The organism is Amycolatopsis sp. lyj-23 (assembly GCF_046549135.1).
In the GTDB taxonomy this organism is placed as follows: Bacteria; Actinomycetota; Actinomycetes; order Mycobacteriales; family Pseudonocardiaceae; genus Amycolatopsis.
Map to the genome: position 1 here is coordinate 130,649 of NZ_JAJPWN010000013.1, position 13,875 is coordinate 144,523.

The window sequence follows — 13,875 nt, forward strand, 5'->3', positions numbered from 1 at the left end:
TCACGACGTCGTGCAGACGCAGTTGCCGTCGGCGCGGTCGGGCAGGTCGGGGTCGTCGAACCAGTGGCCGTCCTCCCCGAGGTACCGGAACTGCAGGACCGTGCCGGGCACGACGTCGACCGACGCCGACCGGCGGCCGTTGGACCGCGGGGTGAGGTGGTGCCGGCCCGGCGTCCAGTCGTTGAACGAGCCAACGACGCTCACCCGGCCGGGCGGCGCGCCGACCGGGAGGCTGAAGGTGACGCGCTGGGTGCCGGCCCGGCTCTTGCTGATCTTGATCACTGGTGGGCCTTTCGGGGAACGGGTTTTCGGAGGGCGTGCTCGGCACTGAGCGCCGACATGATGGCACGGCTGTGACGATTCGGTCACGCCAAGTACCCGATTGGGTTACGGCACGGCCCAACGGTTCGCCACCGACCGGGTGGTCCTCGGGTGAACCATGATCATCTTGGGGTTGTCCGGGTGTGGCGGTGGGAAACTGACAGCCGTGACCGTCGCCGCTGATCGTCAAGTCAAGGACCCGTGTGCCTGGCTCAGCGCCGTCACCCACGAGCTCGCCGACGCCCCTCCGGCCGACACGCGAGCGGTGCTCTTGACGGTGTGGGACGGGTTGGTCGCCGCCCGGCTGGCCGGGCTGTACGCCGCTGCGGCTTCGCCGCGCTGGCGCGCCAGACAGCGTCACGCCGAAGCCGTCGAGTTCGACCTCGCCGTGCTGCTGTCGCGCAACTGCACCGTCGGCACCGGCCTGGCCATCCCGGCCCGGCTGCCGCGAGCCGCGGTCCCCTGGGCCGCCGAGCGGGCCGACGCGGCGGTCGCGGCGGTGGTTTCCTTCTGCGGCACGGCGGAAGCGATGCTGCGCCGGGCGGGCGAGCTGACGCCCGTGTGGGAGGACAGCCTGCTCGGGCCGGTCGCGCTGACCCGCTGGCTGGCGGACTGCTGGACGGGCCGCCACACCGGCGGCTGCCCCCTGCAGCTCCCGGTGCCGCCGCCCCCGTGGTGGCGCTGACGGGCGTGTCCGTCAGGTGAAGGCTGGTGCGCCGGAGAGGAGGCCGAGGGTGACGGACCCGCGTTCGAGACTCCCGGAGCCCACCCGCGCGGCGGTGCGCGCCCTCCTGCTGGCCGAGCTGACGGCGGCGGGCAGACGGGCCCGAGCGGCAGGCTGCTCACCGGAGGCCCTGACGGCGCTCTTCGAGGCTCGGCGCCGTTCGGTGGAGGAAGGCTGAGCGGGCTCCGCCGGTCGGCGGTCCCGAGCGCCCCAAGGCGGCCTTGGTTGCGTGAGACGCACCCAAGGTGGCCTTCGGTGCGCTGGACGCACCCAAGGTGGCCTTCGGTGCGCTGGACGCACCCAAGGTGGCCTTCGGTGCGCTGGACGCACCCAAGGTGGCCTTCGGTGCGCTGGACGCACCCAAGGCGGCCTTCGGTGCGTGGGTCCCGAGCGCACCAATGTGGCCTTCGGTGCGTGAGACGCACCCAAGGCGGCCTTCGGTGCGTCGGACGCAACCAAGGCCGCCTTGGAGCGCTTGCCTCAGCCGAGCAGGACCGGCTGGGCCGAGCGGGGCGGGCGCGGCTGAACCGGACCGGGCGGGAGTCGCGGAAGTTGAGCAGGACGGGCGCGGAGCGGGTGCGGCAGAGCGGAACTCGGCGTGACCGGGTGGGAGCGGTCGGAGCCGAGCGTGAGTCTGAAGCTGAGCCGGACCGGGCGAGAGGCGCGGGAAGCGCGTGCGAGCCGAGGGGCAGCGCGCTCTGTCCGGAGCTCACCGCCCCAGGACGGCCAGCACCGTCTCCACGATCCCCGCCAGCCGCTCCTGGTCGGCCAGTGCCGCCGCCAGCCAGTCGTCGCTCGGAACGTCGTCCGGGGACTGCTCCCCGAACACCGTGCCGATCACCGCCGTGACCGCCGCCGCCGGGTCCTCGCCCCGGTTCAGCCGGGTCTCGATCGCCTGCAAGGCCTGCTCGGCCAGTCCCGCGAGCCGGGCGTCCGCCAGCTCGTGCGCGCCGACCAGCTCCAACGCCGGGAAGTCCGCCGGCGTCGGGGCCACCGGTGCCTGCTTGCGGCCCAGCGGGCGCTCGACGTGCGCGGTGTGCCACGCCGGGCGGGTGCGCATGGCCGTCAGGACCTGCTCGACCTCGCGGTCGAGCAGCTCGCGGCCGGCCACCGGCTCGCCCGTGATCTCGGTGCGCCGCGCGGCCCAGCCGTCCAGGGGCCACAGCTCCGCGCCCGCCGTCGCCGGCACGCCGACCCACACCAGGACCTGCACCGCCAGGTCGCACAGCCACGGGTCGCCGCCGAGCGCGTCGCCCAGCCACGCCGGCAGGCGCGGCCGCTGCAGCGCCCCGATTTCGCCGCGGCGACGCCGGTGCGCGTCGACCGTCGCCGGGGTCAGGCGGGTCGCCAGCCAGCCCTCGAGGTTCTCGATCGGGTCCGTCGCGCGCCGCAGTGCGTGCTCCACCACCGCCTCGACGTCGTCGTGGAAGCCGTCCAGGCAGTCGGGCCGCAGCCAGGGGAGCCCGCGGGCGCAGTCCGCGTGCCGGCGCCGGTGCTCCAGCGGCTTGGTGATCCGCGTGAACACCAGCGGCCACGCCACGGTGTACACCCCGCCGCGCAAGCGGGCGAGGGCGCGGGGGCGGGCGGCCGCCGCCGAGCCGGCGAGCAGGCCGTCGCGGGCCAGCCGCCGGACCCCGGCGACGTCGGCCGGGCCGGTCGTGTCGAGCACCCTTTCCTCCCCGATGCCGACGGGCGGGTCGACGGGAAAATGGTCGGGCAGCACTCGAATGGGAAAAGGCCGCACGCGGGCCGAAATACCGGGGAACTGGCCATGGCCTGGCCACCGTGGAATCACCTGATCGGCGCAGCCGACGCCGCCGATCGCCGCGTGCCACAATGAAAATCCCATGGCGAACGAGAACGGACTGCTCCGGGAACTGACCGCGTTGCGGCGCGGCTGGGGGCTGGAGGCCGAGCGGCTGCGGAGCCGGCTCGGGCCGCTCGTTTCCGGCTGGTGCGAAATCCACCGGACGACGAGCGACCGCGATGCGCGGCGCGTTCTCCGCGAAGCGGTTTCCGCCGCGATCGCGGAATTCCCCGACGACGACAGGCTGGCGGTGAACGTCGCGCTGGGCATCGCCCCCGGCGCGCAGCACGCGCTGCTGAGCGCCCGGATCGGCGTCCTCGCGGATGAGCTGCGCGTCTCCGAGCGGACGGCCCGGCGCCGGGTCGACCGGTCGTTCGCCCGGCTCGCCGCGGAGATCGAAGCCGGTGCGCGGCCGGGCGTCGCGCTCGATCCGCGCGAAGGCTGGTTCGTCAAGCGGCTCAAGGTGCTCGTCCGGCTCGACACCGCCGAGCCGCAGGTAACCGAGGAACGGCTGATCGTCGCCACCCGCGACGGCCTCGACCGCATTTCCGCGCAGTTCACGGTCCCCCGCACCGAGGACGGCCGCGACGGCGAGCGCGATGTCGCCGTGGACGCCCGCCACGGCGTCCGGATCGGCGCGGGCACCCGGGACGGCCAGCGGCACTTCCGCTGGCTGCTCGACCTGCCGCGGGCCCTCTCCCGCGGTGACAGCCACACGTACTCGCTGGAGTACCGCATCCGGGACGGCCTCCCGATCCGGCCGTCGTACGTGTTCGTGCCGCTGGTGACGTGCGAGTCGTTCGAGGTGCGCGTCCGCTTCGACCCGTGCCGCCCGCCGCGGGTGGTGTGGCGCCTGGACCGCGTGCCACCGTCGGTGCTCGCCGACCCGCCGCAGCCGGGCGAGCCGCTGCCGCTCGACGGCGCCTGCGAGGTGGCGCAGGAGTTCGCCGCGCCGCAGCTGGGGTACGCCCACGGGCTGCGGTGGCTGGCCGAAGACAATTCTTGACGTGGAAGTTCCGCCGGCTGACCTGCGCGCAGCGGGCCCGGTGGGCGTCGGGACCGGCTGGAACCAGGTGCTCGACGACGCATCTGGGAGAAGGCGACGACGGCGGTTCTCGGGCGCGGCGGCCCCCGGCTGTTCGACGACGGCCTGCCCGCGTCGACGTGGCAGCTGACCTGCGCGGCAGCCGGGATCGGTTGACGGCACCGGGTGGCTGGCTGATACTTGCTCACCGGAGGCGAAGCTCGTTGACGTCCACAATGGACGTTCTGCAGCACGCGGCGCGCTCGCCGAAAGCCAAGCTACCTGGGGAAATCATGACGATCCTGGTGACCGGCGCGACCGGCAACGTCGGCCGAAACGTCGTAGACCTGTTGGTGCGGGCGGGTGCCGACGTCCGCGCGACCTCGCGCAACCCGGACGCGCTCGACGTGCCGGCGGGCGTCGACGTCCGCCGGGTGGACCTGGCCGAACCGGAAACGCTCGGGCCGGCCCTGGACGGTGTGGAGAAAGTCTTCCTGTACACCCAGCCGTCCGGGATCGACGGCGTGCTGGACGCCGCGAAGGCCGCCGGCGTCGGGCACGTCGTGCTCCTCTCGTCGCTGGCCGCCGCCGGGCGCGACCCGGACCACTGGATCGCCCGGTGGCACCTGGCCGAAGAGCAGGCGATCGAGCGGTCCGGGTTGGCGTGGACGTTCGTGCGCCCGGGCGCGTTCGCGGTGAACTCCCTGCAGTGGGCCGAGTTCGTCAAGCGGGGCGAGCCGGTGCCGATCCTCTACGCCCACTCCTACCTGTCCTCCATCCACGAGCGGGACATCGCCGAGGTGAGCACCACCGCGCTGCTGCAGGACGGCCACGCCGGCGCGAAGTACCACATCACCGGGGGCGAAAGCATCACCCAAGCCGAGCAGCTCGCGCTGATCGGCCGGGCGATCGGCCGTGACCTGCCGTTCGTGGACCTCACCGGTGACGCTGCGCGCGCGGACTTCCGGGCCCGGATCGGCGGGCGCTTCGAAGAGCTGGTCGAAGAGGGAACGGTCGGCCGCGGCGACGCGTCGAGCATCATCGAGACGCGGATCCGCTACTACGAAGAAGCTCTCGACGGGCCCGAGGAGATCGACCGGACGGTCGAAAAGGTCCTCGGCAAGCCCGCGCGCACCTTCGCCGAGTGGGCCGAGGACCACAAGGCGGACTTCACGAACTAGGGGCGCCCATCTAGCACCCCGCCGCCCGCAGGGCAATCCCGCACGTGGACCCGGTACGCAGGGTCACGCGTCGCACTTCGGTGTCCATAAAGGACTCGGGGAAGCGGTTTCCGCTGGGAGTGCCCTTGTGGCGGCGGGGTTTTTGCTGCGCCGGTCACGGCGGGGGCGCGGCGCCGGGACGCCGAAGAATACCAAGTGTGGGGATGCGCCGCCGGTTATCGCTTGGTTAACGTGGGCGAATCCGCGTCGCGCCGACCCCGCTCCCAGGCCGTGCGGATCGCCGGTATTCCCCGTGCCCGGAGGTTCCCGCATGACCGAATCCGTGGTGTTCCCACAGGACCGCACCTGCCCGTACCAGCCCGCACCGGCCTACCTCACGCTGGCCGAGCAGAAGCCGCTCGCCCAGGTCTCGCTCTACGACGGCCGCCGCGTCTGGGCGATCACCAGCCGCGACGTCGCCCGCCGGCTGCTCGTCGACCCGCGGATCTCCAGTGACCGCACCAATCCCGCGTGGCCCATGATGTTCGCGAAGATCGCCGCCACCGTCGGCGACGTCGAGCAGAAGGTCATGAAGGTCGTCACCGCGCTGGTCGGCGTAGACGGGCCGGTGCACAACGCCCGGCGGAAACTGCTGATCCCCAGCTTCACGACCCGGCGGATCAACGCCATGCGCCCGCAGATCCAGGCGATCGTCGACCGGCAGCTGGACGAGCTGGTCGCGGCCGGGTCGCCCGCGGACCTGATCCCCGCGTTCGCCGGGCCGGTGCCGCTGATCGCGCTGTACCGGCTGATGGGCATCCCGGAGGGTGATCACGAGTACTTCGAGAAGAAGTCCTACCAGCTCGCGGCCGGCCCGGACGCCAACGCGGCCTACGACGAGCTCATGGGCTACATGGCCGAACTGATCGCGGACCGGCGGCGGCACCCCGGCGACAGCGTCCTCGACGACCTCCTCGCCGAACGCGGCTCCAAGGGCGAGGTCGGCGAAGACCTGATCTCGACGCTGGTCCTGCAGGTGGCGGGCGGCCACGGCACCACCGGGACGATGATTTCGCTCAGCACGTTCGTGCTGCTGCAGAACCCCGAACGCCTGGCCGAGCTGCGCGCCGACCCGTCGCTGCTGCCGACCGCCGTCGACGAGCTGCTGCGCGTACTGTCCATTCCGGACGGTGTCACGCGGCTGGCCGTCGACGACATCGAGGTCGAGGGCGCCACCATCCGCAAGGGCGACGGCGTGTTCTTCATAACCTCGCTGATCAACCGCGACGGCGCCGTCCACGAAGCACCGGACACCCTCGGCTGGCACCGCACCACCGCACGGGACCACGTGTCGTTCGGGTTCGGCGCCCACCAGTGCCTCGGGCAGAACCTCGCGCGCATCACGATGGAGATCGCGCTCGGCACGTTGCTCGAGCGCCTGCCCGGGCTGCGGCTCGCGGTCCCGGCGGAGGAGATCCCGTTCAACCCGACCGCGGGTTTCCAGGTGCTGGACGAACTTCCGGTTGCCTGGTAGGGAACGTGAACGACTCCGTCGACCGGCGCACCTTCCTCGCCGCCGCCGCGCTCGGTTCCGCGGGCGTGGTGGCGGGCGTGCACCTGCTCGGTCCGAACGCCCCGCGAACGGCGTCGGCGGCGACAGTGCCGCCGGCGCCGTCCGCGGCACCGAACTTCGGCCTCACCAAGTTCCTCGACCCGCTGCGGATCCCGCCGGTCGTCCAGGCGCATTCGCGGCGGAACGCCGGCGAGCTCACCATCACGATGACGCCGGCGCGGACGCGGCTGCACTCGCAGCTGCCGGAAACCACGCTGTGGACCTACGAAGGCCACTTCCCCGGCCCGACGATCGAGGTGCGCAGCGGACGGCGGCTGCGGGTCGCGTGGGCCAACGAGCTGCGGGGCACGGTCCCGCTCGTCGCGGTGCGGGCGCCGTACGAGGTGCCGACGCCGGCGAACCGGCCCGGCTACCGCGCCGCGGACGGCAGCCTGCCCGCCGGGGTGGAACTGGTCGAGGGCGTCGCCGAGCTGCCGCCGTGGAACGTCGTGCACCTGCACGGCGCGTTGACGAACGCCGGCAACGACGGCTGGGCGCACAACGGCATTTCGCCCGGGCACACGCAGCTCACCGAGTACCCGAACCGCCAGGCCGCCACCGCGCTCTGGTACCACGACCACGCGATGGCCGTGACGCGCTTCAACGTCCATTCCGGACTCGCCGGGCTCTACCTGGTCCGCGACGACGAAGAGGACCGGCTCCGGCTGCCCGGTGGCGACCACGAGATCCCGCTGGTCCTGGCCGACCGCAACTTCGACACGGACCCGGCGACCGGCGCGCTGACCGGCCGGCTGCTGTTCAAGTTCCAGTACCTGCCCGCGTCCGGGACGACGGCGCCGGTGACCGGCCCGTTCACCCTCGTCAACGGTGGCGTCTGGCCGCACCTGGACGTCGACGCGCGCTGGTACCGCTTCCGCGTGCTCAACATGGCCAACGGCCGGTTCTTCCGCCTCGACCTGGTCGACGAGGCGGGTGCGGTGCACAACGACGCGGTCCGGATCGCCGCCACGGACGCCGGTCTGCTGCCCGAACCGGCGGCGGTGCCGTCGGGTGGGCTCACCCTGACCCCGGCCGAGCGCGTGGACCTGCTGATCGACTTCAGCCGGTTCCCGGGGCAGCGCCTGCGGCTGGTCAACACCGGCGCCTCGGTCGAGCCGGACATCATGGAGTTCCGCGTCGAGAGCCGCCGCCGCACCGACGGGTTCCGGCTGCCGGCGCGGTTGTCCGCGTCCTACGCCCGGCTGGCGGGGGTGCCGGAGGACCACGACGAGGTGTTCGTGGCGACGACCCCGCCGGGCGTGGCCGGTCGGGCGCACCCGGAGATGTGGGAGCTGGCGGAGATCACCGACCCGGCCGAGCTGCCGGCCCGGTTCCCGGCGGAGGGCGTCATCCAGCTCACCGACCCGGAGATGGGGCACACCAGGACGTTCCGCAAGGTGGCCCGCCTGTTCGACGACACGACGACGATCTTCATCGACCGCGGCCGCTGGGTGGTGTGGAACCTGATCCAGCTGGGCGGGGCACCGCACCCGATGCACATCCACATGGCCCGCTTCCAGCTGCTGACGCGCCGCAAGTTCGCGGATCTGACGGCGTTCGACCTCGCGGCGGGCGGCACGACCCGGCCCCTGCCCGCCCCGGCCGGCGCGGCGATCGAGAAGCACGAGGAGGGCTGGAAGGACACGTTCAACCTGTGGGCGGGGGAGTGGCTCCGCGTCGCCGGCCGCTTCGAGGACGCGACCGGCGAGTTCATGTACCACTGCCACATCCTGGACCACGAGGACGAGGGCATGATGCGCCCGTTCGTGGTCCACCCGCCCGAGGTGAGCCGGTTCCACATGCACGCGGGGAGCTCGGGGCACGCCCCGGGCATGCCCGGCCACGGGGGGCATTAGGGGTCAGCCGGGTTCGGGTGGGGTCGGGTGCCGGGTGCGGGCGGGTTTGGGGGTGACCGGACTGCGGCGGGTGTGGTTTAGGTCTGCGTGGTGGCTGGCGGTGGACCGCTTGCCGTGCCTGCGCCGCTTGGATCGTGACCGCGGCCGCCTGCCCGGGCCAGCCCGCCCCACCCGCGTCCACCCCCGCCCGGCCCGCGGCGGCGATTCCCCCACAGGCGTCCCACTGCTCACCACCGCAGCGTCGCGTGCCGCTCCAGGAAGCGGGCCACCTCCGCCGGGTCTTCCAGCGGCAGCGGGTACACCACCAGCCGGTCCACCCCGAGGGCCGCGTACCTCTCCGCCGCGCGGGCGTCCACCTCCACCGGGTCCAGCGGGAGGTAGCTGATCTCCAGCCGGCCCAGCCGCGCCGGGCGGTCGACCTCCTCGGCCGCCCGCCGCAGACCCGCGAGGTGGCGGGGCAAGTCGGCCAGGCCGCCGTTGCCGAACCAGCCGTGACCGCGGGACACCGCGCGCCGGAACGCCGCCGGGCTGTGGCCGCCGACCACGATCCGGGGGCGCGACGGCCGCGGGTGCGCGTCGACGTCGTGGAACGCGACGAACTCGCCCTGGTAGGCCGGTGCCGGGTCGGTCCACAGCGCGGTCATGGCGTCGAGGTACTCGTCGGTGCGCCGGCCCCGCTCGGCCATCGCCACCCCGAGCGCGCGCAGCTCCGGTTCGAGGTAACCGGCGCCGACGCCGAGCAGCAGGCGGCCGCCGCTGAGCACGTCGAGGCTCGCCGCCTGCTTGGCGAGGACCAGCGGGTGGCGCTGCGGCAGGATCACGATCCCGGTGCCGAGTTCCACCCGTTCGGTGACGGCCGCGACGAAGGCCAGGTGCACCAGCGGGTCGAGGATCGGGTCGGTCGGCTCCATCGGCGAGTCCGGCACCCGCGGGCTGGGCAGCACCACGTGGTCGCCCGCCCACCAGGACGCGTAGCCGAGGTCTTCGGCCAGCCGCGCGAGCCGGACCGTCTCGGCCGGCCCCAGCGTCGCCTTTGCGTTCAGACCCGAAACTCCCAGCTGCATGTGCCTCGCCTTTCGCCGTCGTCGGTACCCGTGCCCATCGTCGGGCCGTCCGGCGGCGGGCGTCCAAGATCGGCCGCTATAGCCTGTGGCTATGGATGTCCACGTCCGCGACCTGCGGTACTTCGTCGCGGTGGCGGAGGAGCTGAGCTTCACCCGGGCCGCCGGACGGCTCTTCATCGCCCAGCCGTCGCTGAGCAAGCAGATCCGGCGGCTGGAGACGTCGCTGCGGGTGCCGCTCTTCGAGCGGGACCACCGCACGGTCGCACTGACCGCCGCGGGCGCGGCACTGCTGCCGCAGGCCCAGCGGATCATCCGGCAGTGGGAAGACGCGCAGGGCGCGCTCGCCGAGGTGGCCGCGGCCGGCCGTAGGACATTGACGGTCGGGTTCCACACCCGCATCGGCCGCGGTCTCATCCCGAACGTGACGGCCAGGATGGCGACGGCGCTGCCGGAGTGGAGGTTGCTGTTCCGGCAGATCCCGTGGCGCGACCCCACGGTGGGGCTGGCCGACGGCGAGGTTGACGTGGCCGTCGCCTGGCTGCCGGTCCCGGCGGAGTTCCCGCGGAAGGTCGTCGCCACCGAGGACCGCTGGGTCGCCCTGCCGTCGGGGCACCGGCTGGCCGCGCGCGAAGCGGTGGCGTTGAGCGAGCTGGCCGACGAGCCGTTCATCGCCTTGCCGAGCACAGCCGGGCCACTGCGCGAATTCTGGCTGGGCAACGACCAGCGTCCGGCGCCCGCGCGGGTGGTCGCCGAAGCGGAAACCGCCGAAGAATCCCTCGAAGCGGTGGGTTCGGGGTTGGGCGCGCTCCTGCTTTCCGCGGGCAACGCGCGGATCTACCAGCGCGACGACATCGTGTGCCGCCGCGTCACCGGCCTCGCGCCGAGCGAACTGGCTGTCGTCTGGCGGGCGGGCGACGAGCGCCGGGCCGTGCAGGTCTTCGTCGAGGCGTGCGAACGCTGCCTCTGCGGCGGGTGACGTTTCGCTTCAAGACGAATGGTGGGGCGGGCGGGGCTCGAACCCGCGGCCAAGGGATTATGAGTCCCCTGCTCTAACCAACTGAGCTACCGCCCCCTCACCCCGGCGCAGCGGCGACACGGGGTTTGCACCTGCACAGAACACTCAGTTCGCTTCAAGTTATCACAGCGGCCATCCGGGCAGACCCGGTAGGCCAAACAGGTTGAAGTGGCCGCCGACCGGCGCACGCTCGTCTAGGTTGCAAGGGCGTCACCGCTGACCGGAACGGCGGGAGGGGAAGCTGGCCATGGCCACCACGTCCCGTTCCCGGGCGATCCGGCTGGCGTGGCTGGACGCGTTCACGGCGGGGGCGGGCCTGGGCTACCTCGCACACGAATACCGGGAGGTCGTCGTGGCGAACCCCGCGCTCATCGGCCTGGCCCTGCTGCTCGTGTTCGCCTTCGGCTACGTGGTCCGAACCCTCGTGCGCGCCCTGCGGCGCGCGAGTTCGCGGGTCGACACGATTTTCGCGGAAGAGCTGGAAAAGAAGCCTTCGCCCCGCCCGCGGTGACGGAAAGCCTTGGCGGGCCGGGCGGAAACCGCGGATCCCGCCGTCGGTGTGGTCGAATCGGCGCGAGACTGTTCCGTCTTCTTGTATCCGGCTTTGTACGTCGTCTGTACACGGCCGGCGGAAGCTCCTACCGACGTTCGAACCAGGAGGCGATCCGTGTTGCAGAACCCCGTTCCGTGTCCCCCTTCGAGAGCGCTTTCCCGGCGCTCGTTCTTCCGCGCCGGCGCCGCGACCGCCGTCGCGCTCGGGGCCGGTGCCCTGCGCACCGGCACCGCCGCCGCGGACGACGGAATTCCCGTCTCGCCCTACATCGACATCACGCAGCCGTCTTACGACCTCTTCCGCAGCAAGATGCTGCACGAGTCGCACCACGTCATGCAGGGCTTCGCCTTCGACAACGTGAACCGGCGGCTCTTCGTCGTCCAGGCGCAGAACGGGACCTCCGGTGACGACCTCTGCCTCAACCAGCTGAGCTTCAGCGGCGAGGTGCTCGGCTCCATGCACGTGGCCCACGCCGGGCACGGCGTGTCGATCGGGGTGGAGCCGGTCGGGACCGCGTCCTACATCTGGATGGAGTGCGACGCCGACGGCACGACCACCGACGCCCGCGGCACCGCGCTGGCCCGCTTCAAGTTCGTCGACGGCGGTACGCCGTCGGTGAAGAAGTTCCTCACCGGCAGCAAGGCGATCACCTGCGCCACCGACCCGGTGTACCGGCGGCTCGCCGTGCGCCGCAGCGAAGGCGGCCGAATGTGGTACAGCGTCTACCCGCTCGCGAGCGCCGCCGCCGGCGACTTCTCCACGCCGCTGGTGCACTTCCCGCAGCCCGCGCTGAGCACGTCGAGCGTCGTCTTCCAGGGCTACTCCATCCTCGGCAGCAGCCTGTACACATTGGACGGTTCCGGGCACGCCGACGCCGCCGGCATCGACTCCTGCGTGACGCGCATCGACATGAACACCGGCCTGGTGCGGGACCGCGCCCTCACCCGGGCCGGCTCGACGCTCGTCTACCGCGAACCCGAAGGCCTGGCCGTCTACCGCACGGCCGGCGGCGAGACGCGCCTGTTCCTCGGCTTCGGATCGCGCAGCAGCATGGACAACGTCGACCGCTACGCCAACCTGTTCTACAAGAACGTCCTGGTCGGGTGATCGCGCGAAACCGGCAGACCCGGTCCTCTGTGGACGCTCACCGGCGAACCCGGTACCACAGGTTGGCGATCGGCCCGGCGTGGCTCAGCTCCACGGCGTCGAGCCGCACCCGGGTCCCGCCCGGGTGGTCGAACAGCCGGACGCCGTCGCCGAGCAGGATCGGCGCGACGTGGACCAGGACTTCGTCGAGCAGCCCGGCTTCCAGGCACCGCCGCGCGGTCGTCGCGCCGAGCACCGCGACGTAACCGTCACCGGCCGCGGCGGACGCCGCCGCCACCGCGTCGCCGAGCCGCTCGACCAGCGTGAAGCCGTCCGACGGCACGGCGTCGCGGGTCACCACGAAGACCGGGCCCCGCCAGCGGCCGCCGTACACCCGGCCTTCGGCCGTGGTCGCCGGGGCGTGGGTGCGGTGGCCCATCACCACCGCGCCGATCCCGCCGAGCAGCCGCTCGACGACCGGGTTCGGCCCGGCGGGCAGGCCGGCGAGCCACGTCATGTCGTCGGCGGGCCCGGCGACGAAACCGTCGAGGGACATCGTGATGTGGTACAGGAGCTTGGCCATCGGGCTGCCTTCCGGTCGGTGACGTCATCCCGTACCGACGGGACCGGGCCGGAAAACTCATCGGTCAGGCCGGCGTGAACTCCTGCGCGGCGGCGTACCGGCGGGCCAGCGTGGCGCAGACGATCAGCTGGAGCTGGTGGAACAGCATCAGCGGCAGCACGATCAGCCCCACCTGCGTGTGCCCGAACAGCACCGTCGCCATCGGCAGGCCGCTGGCCAGGCTCTTCTTCGACCCGCAGAACACGATCGTGATCCGGTCCGCGCGGGCGAAACCCAGCAGGCGCGCGCCCCAGCCGGTCGCGGTCAGCACCGCCGCGAGCAGCACGCAGCACACGACGACGAGCACCAGGAGGTGGCCGAGGTCGAGCCGATGCCAGATGCCTTCGGTCATGCCCGCGCTGAACGCCGTGTAGACCACCAGCAGGATCGACCCGCGGTCGACCAGCTTCAGCGGCGCGGCGTGGCGGGTGATCCAGCCGCCGATCCAGCGGCGGGCCAGCTGGCCGGCCACGAAGGGCGCGAGCAGTTGCAGCACGATGCCGAGCACCGCCGAACCGTCGACACCGGCGCCGTCGCCCGCCAGCAGGAGCGCCACCAGCAGCGGCGTCAGCACGATGCCGGCCAGGTTGGACAGCGACGCGCTGCAGATCGCGGCCGCGACGTTGCCGCGGGCGATCGACGTGAACGCGATCGACGACTGCACGGTCGAAGGCAGCACCGCCAGGAACAGCACCCCGGCGGCCAGTTGCGCCGGCAGGACCGACGACGGCAGCAGGAACAGCGCCAGGCCGAGCAGCGGGAACAGGACGAACGTGGCCGCGAGCACCACCGCGTGCAGCCGCCAGTGCCGCAGCCCTTCGAGGGCTTCCTGCGTCGACAGGCGGGCGCCGTAGAGGAAGAACAGCAGGCCGACGGCGACCGTGGTGGCGACACCGAAGCCGCTCGCCACGGCACCGGAAGCGGGCAGCAGGGTGGCGACCCCGACGGTGGCGAGGATCGCGAGGACGAACGGGTCGAGCCGGAACCGGGACATGGATCTCCTTCCCCGGCCATTCTCGGCGGTCACCCGA

The 13,875-nt window shown here is 72.5% G+C and carries 14 protein-coding genes and 1 tRNA gene; 9 read left to right on the forward strand and 6 right to left on the reverse strand.

Annotated elements, in window-relative coordinates:
* Window positions 1–282 (reverse strand): isoamylase, encoded by a 282-nt coding sequence (locus ACLJPY_RS30935; RefSeq protein ID WP_410593738.1) that lies wholly within the window; start codon window positions 280–282, stop codon window positions 1–3.
* A 205-nt stretch (window positions 283–487) separates the two neighbouring features.
* Here ACLJPY_RS30935 and ACLJPY_RS30940 point away from each other — a divergent pair, with 205 nt between their 5' ends.
* Together ACLJPY_RS30940 and ACLJPY_RS30945 are read left to right on the forward strand one after the other, a co-directional pair.
* Entirely contained in the window at window positions 488–1,006 is a 519-nt protein-coding gene (locus tag ACLJPY_RS30940; protein WP_410593740.1) for a hypothetical protein, read from the forward strand.
* A 49-nt stretch (window positions 1,007–1,055) separates the two neighbouring features.
* Window positions 1,056–1,223, forward strand: a complete 168-nt coding sequence (locus ACLJPY_RS30945; RefSeq protein WP_410593742.1) for a hypothetical protein — start codon at window positions 1,056–1,058, stop codon at window positions 1,221–1,223.
* Between the two features lie 531 nt (window positions 1,224–1,754).
* Here ACLJPY_RS30945 and ACLJPY_RS30950 read toward each other — a convergent pair.
* On the reverse strand, window positions 1,755–2,714 hold the full coding sequence (locus tag ACLJPY_RS30950; RefSeq protein ID WP_410593744.1) for a hypothetical protein: 960 nt from the start codon (window positions 2,712–2,714) through the stop codon (window positions 1,755–1,757).
* A gap of 178 nt (window positions 2,715–2,892) precedes the next feature.
* Here ACLJPY_RS30950 and ACLJPY_RS30955 point away from each other — a divergent pair, with 178 nt between their 5' ends.
* The 4 genes from ACLJPY_RS30955 to ACLJPY_RS30970 all read left to right on the forward strand — a co-directional run bounded on the left by ACLJPY_RS30955 (window position 2,893) and on the right by ACLJPY_RS30970 (window position 8,504).
* Complete coding sequence (locus ACLJPY_RS30955; protein WP_410593745.1) at window positions 2,893–3,858, forward strand: hypothetical protein; 966 nt, start codon at window positions 2,893–2,895, stop codon at window positions 3,856–3,858.
* A gap of 311 nt (window positions 3,859–4,169) precedes the next feature.
* Entirely contained in the window at window positions 4,170–5,057 is an 888-nt protein-coding gene (locus ACLJPY_RS30960) for an NAD(P)H-binding protein (RefSeq protein WP_410593746.1), read from the forward strand.
* 310 nt (window positions 5,058–5,367) lie between these two features.
* Window positions 5,368–6,570 carry a cytochrome P450 gene (locus ACLJPY_RS30965; protein ID WP_410593748.1) on the forward strand — a complete coding sequence of 401 codons (1,203 nt, stop codon included), beginning with the start codon at window positions 5,368–5,370 and terminating at the stop codon, window positions 6,568–6,570.
* A gap of 5 nt (window positions 6,571–6,575) precedes the next feature.
* On the forward strand, window positions 6,576–8,504 hold the full coding sequence (locus tag ACLJPY_RS30970) for a multicopper oxidase family protein (RefSeq protein WP_410593749.1): 1,929 nt from the start codon (window positions 6,576–6,578) through the stop codon (window positions 8,502–8,504).
* Window positions 8,505–8,731: 227 nt separating this feature from the next.
* Here the strand turns inward: ACLJPY_RS30970 and ACLJPY_RS30975 are convergent, their stop codons facing one another.
* Entirely contained in the window at window positions 8,732–9,568 is an 837-nt protein-coding gene (locus tag ACLJPY_RS30975) for an LLM class F420-dependent oxidoreductase (protein ID WP_410593751.1), read from the reverse strand.
* Window positions 9,569–9,659: 91 nt separating this feature from the next.
* Between ACLJPY_RS30975 and ACLJPY_RS30980 the strand changes: the two genes are divergently transcribed.
* Window positions 9,660–10,544 carry a LysR family transcriptional regulator gene (locus ACLJPY_RS30980; protein ID WP_410593752.1) on the forward strand — a complete coding sequence of 295 codons (885 nt, stop codon included), beginning with the start codon at window positions 9,660–9,662 and terminating at the stop codon, window positions 10,542–10,544.
* Window positions 10,545–10,563: 19 nt separating this feature from the next.
* Here the strand turns inward: ACLJPY_RS30980 and ACLJPY_RS30985 are convergent.
* Window positions 10,564–10,640: transfer RNA gene (locus ACLJPY_RS30985), tRNA-Ile, on the reverse strand.
* Window positions 10,641–10,830: 190 nt separating this feature from the next.
* Here ACLJPY_RS30985 and ACLJPY_RS30990 point away from each other — a divergent pair.
* Both ACLJPY_RS30990 and ACLJPY_RS30995 read left to right on the forward strand, forming a co-directional pair.
* Window positions 10,831–11,094 carry a hypothetical protein gene (locus tag ACLJPY_RS30990; protein WP_410593754.1) on the forward strand — a complete coding sequence of 88 codons (264 nt, stop codon included), beginning with the start codon at window positions 10,831–10,833 and terminating at the stop codon, window positions 11,092–11,094.
* 156 nt (window positions 11,095–11,250) lie between these two features.
* Window positions 11,251–12,243 (forward strand): teichoic acid biosynthesis protein C, encoded by a 993-nt coding sequence (locus tag ACLJPY_RS30995; protein ID WP_410593756.1) that lies wholly within the window; start codon window positions 11,251–11,253, stop codon window positions 12,241–12,243.
* Window positions 12,244–12,280: 37 nt separating this feature from the next.
* Here ACLJPY_RS30995 and ACLJPY_RS31000 read toward each other — a convergent pair whose 3' ends face one another.
* Complete coding sequence (locus ACLJPY_RS31000; RefSeq protein WP_410593758.1) at window positions 12,281–12,805, reverse strand: dihydrofolate reductase family protein; 525 nt, start codon at window positions 12,803–12,805, stop codon at window positions 12,281–12,283.
* Window positions 12,806–12,869: 64 nt separating this feature from the next.
* The gene (locus ACLJPY_RS31005; protein WP_410593760.1) at window positions 12,870–13,838 is read right to left on the reverse strand and encodes a bile acid:sodium symporter family protein; all 969 of its coding nucleotides are present in this window, start codon (window positions 13,836–13,838) and stop codon (window positions 12,870–12,872) included.
* Window positions 13,839–13,875 lie beyond the last annotated feature (37 nt).

What these genes read in the sequence shown, in the direction of transcription:
- ACLJPY_RS30975 (WP_410593751.1), bottom strand. Translation starts at nt 9,568, where the DNA reads ATGCAGCTGGGAGTTTCGGGTCTGAACGCAAAGGCGACGCTGGGGCCG.
- ACLJPY_RS30980 (WP_410593752.1), top strand. Translation starts at nt 9,660, where the DNA reads ATGGATGTCCACGTCCGCGACCTGCGGTACTTCGTCGCGGTGGCGGAG.
- ACLJPY_RS31005 (WP_410593760.1), bottom strand. Translation starts at nt 13,838, where the DNA reads ATGTCCCGGTTCCGGCTCGACCCGTTCGTCCTCGCGATCCTCGCCACC.
- ACLJPY_RS30955 (WP_410593745.1), top strand. Translation starts at nt 2,893, where the DNA reads ATGGCGAACGAGAACGGACTGCTCCGGGAACTGACCGCGTTGCGGCGC.
- ACLJPY_RS30990 (WP_410593754.1), top strand. Translation starts at nt 10,831, where the DNA reads ATGGCCACCACGTCCCGTTCCCGGGCGATCCGGCTGGCGTGGCTGGAC.
- ACLJPY_RS31000 (WP_410593758.1), bottom strand. Translation starts at nt 12,805, where the DNA reads ATGGCCAAGCTCCTGTACCACATCACGATGTCCCTCGACGGTTTCGTC.
- ACLJPY_RS30960 (WP_410593746.1), top strand. Translation starts at nt 4,170, where the DNA reads ATGACGATCCTGGTGACCGGCGCGACCGGCAACGTCGGCCGAAACGTC.
- ACLJPY_RS30965 (WP_410593748.1), top strand. Translation starts at nt 5,368, where the DNA reads ATGACCGAATCCGTGGTGTTCCCACAGGACCGCACCTGCCCGTACCAG.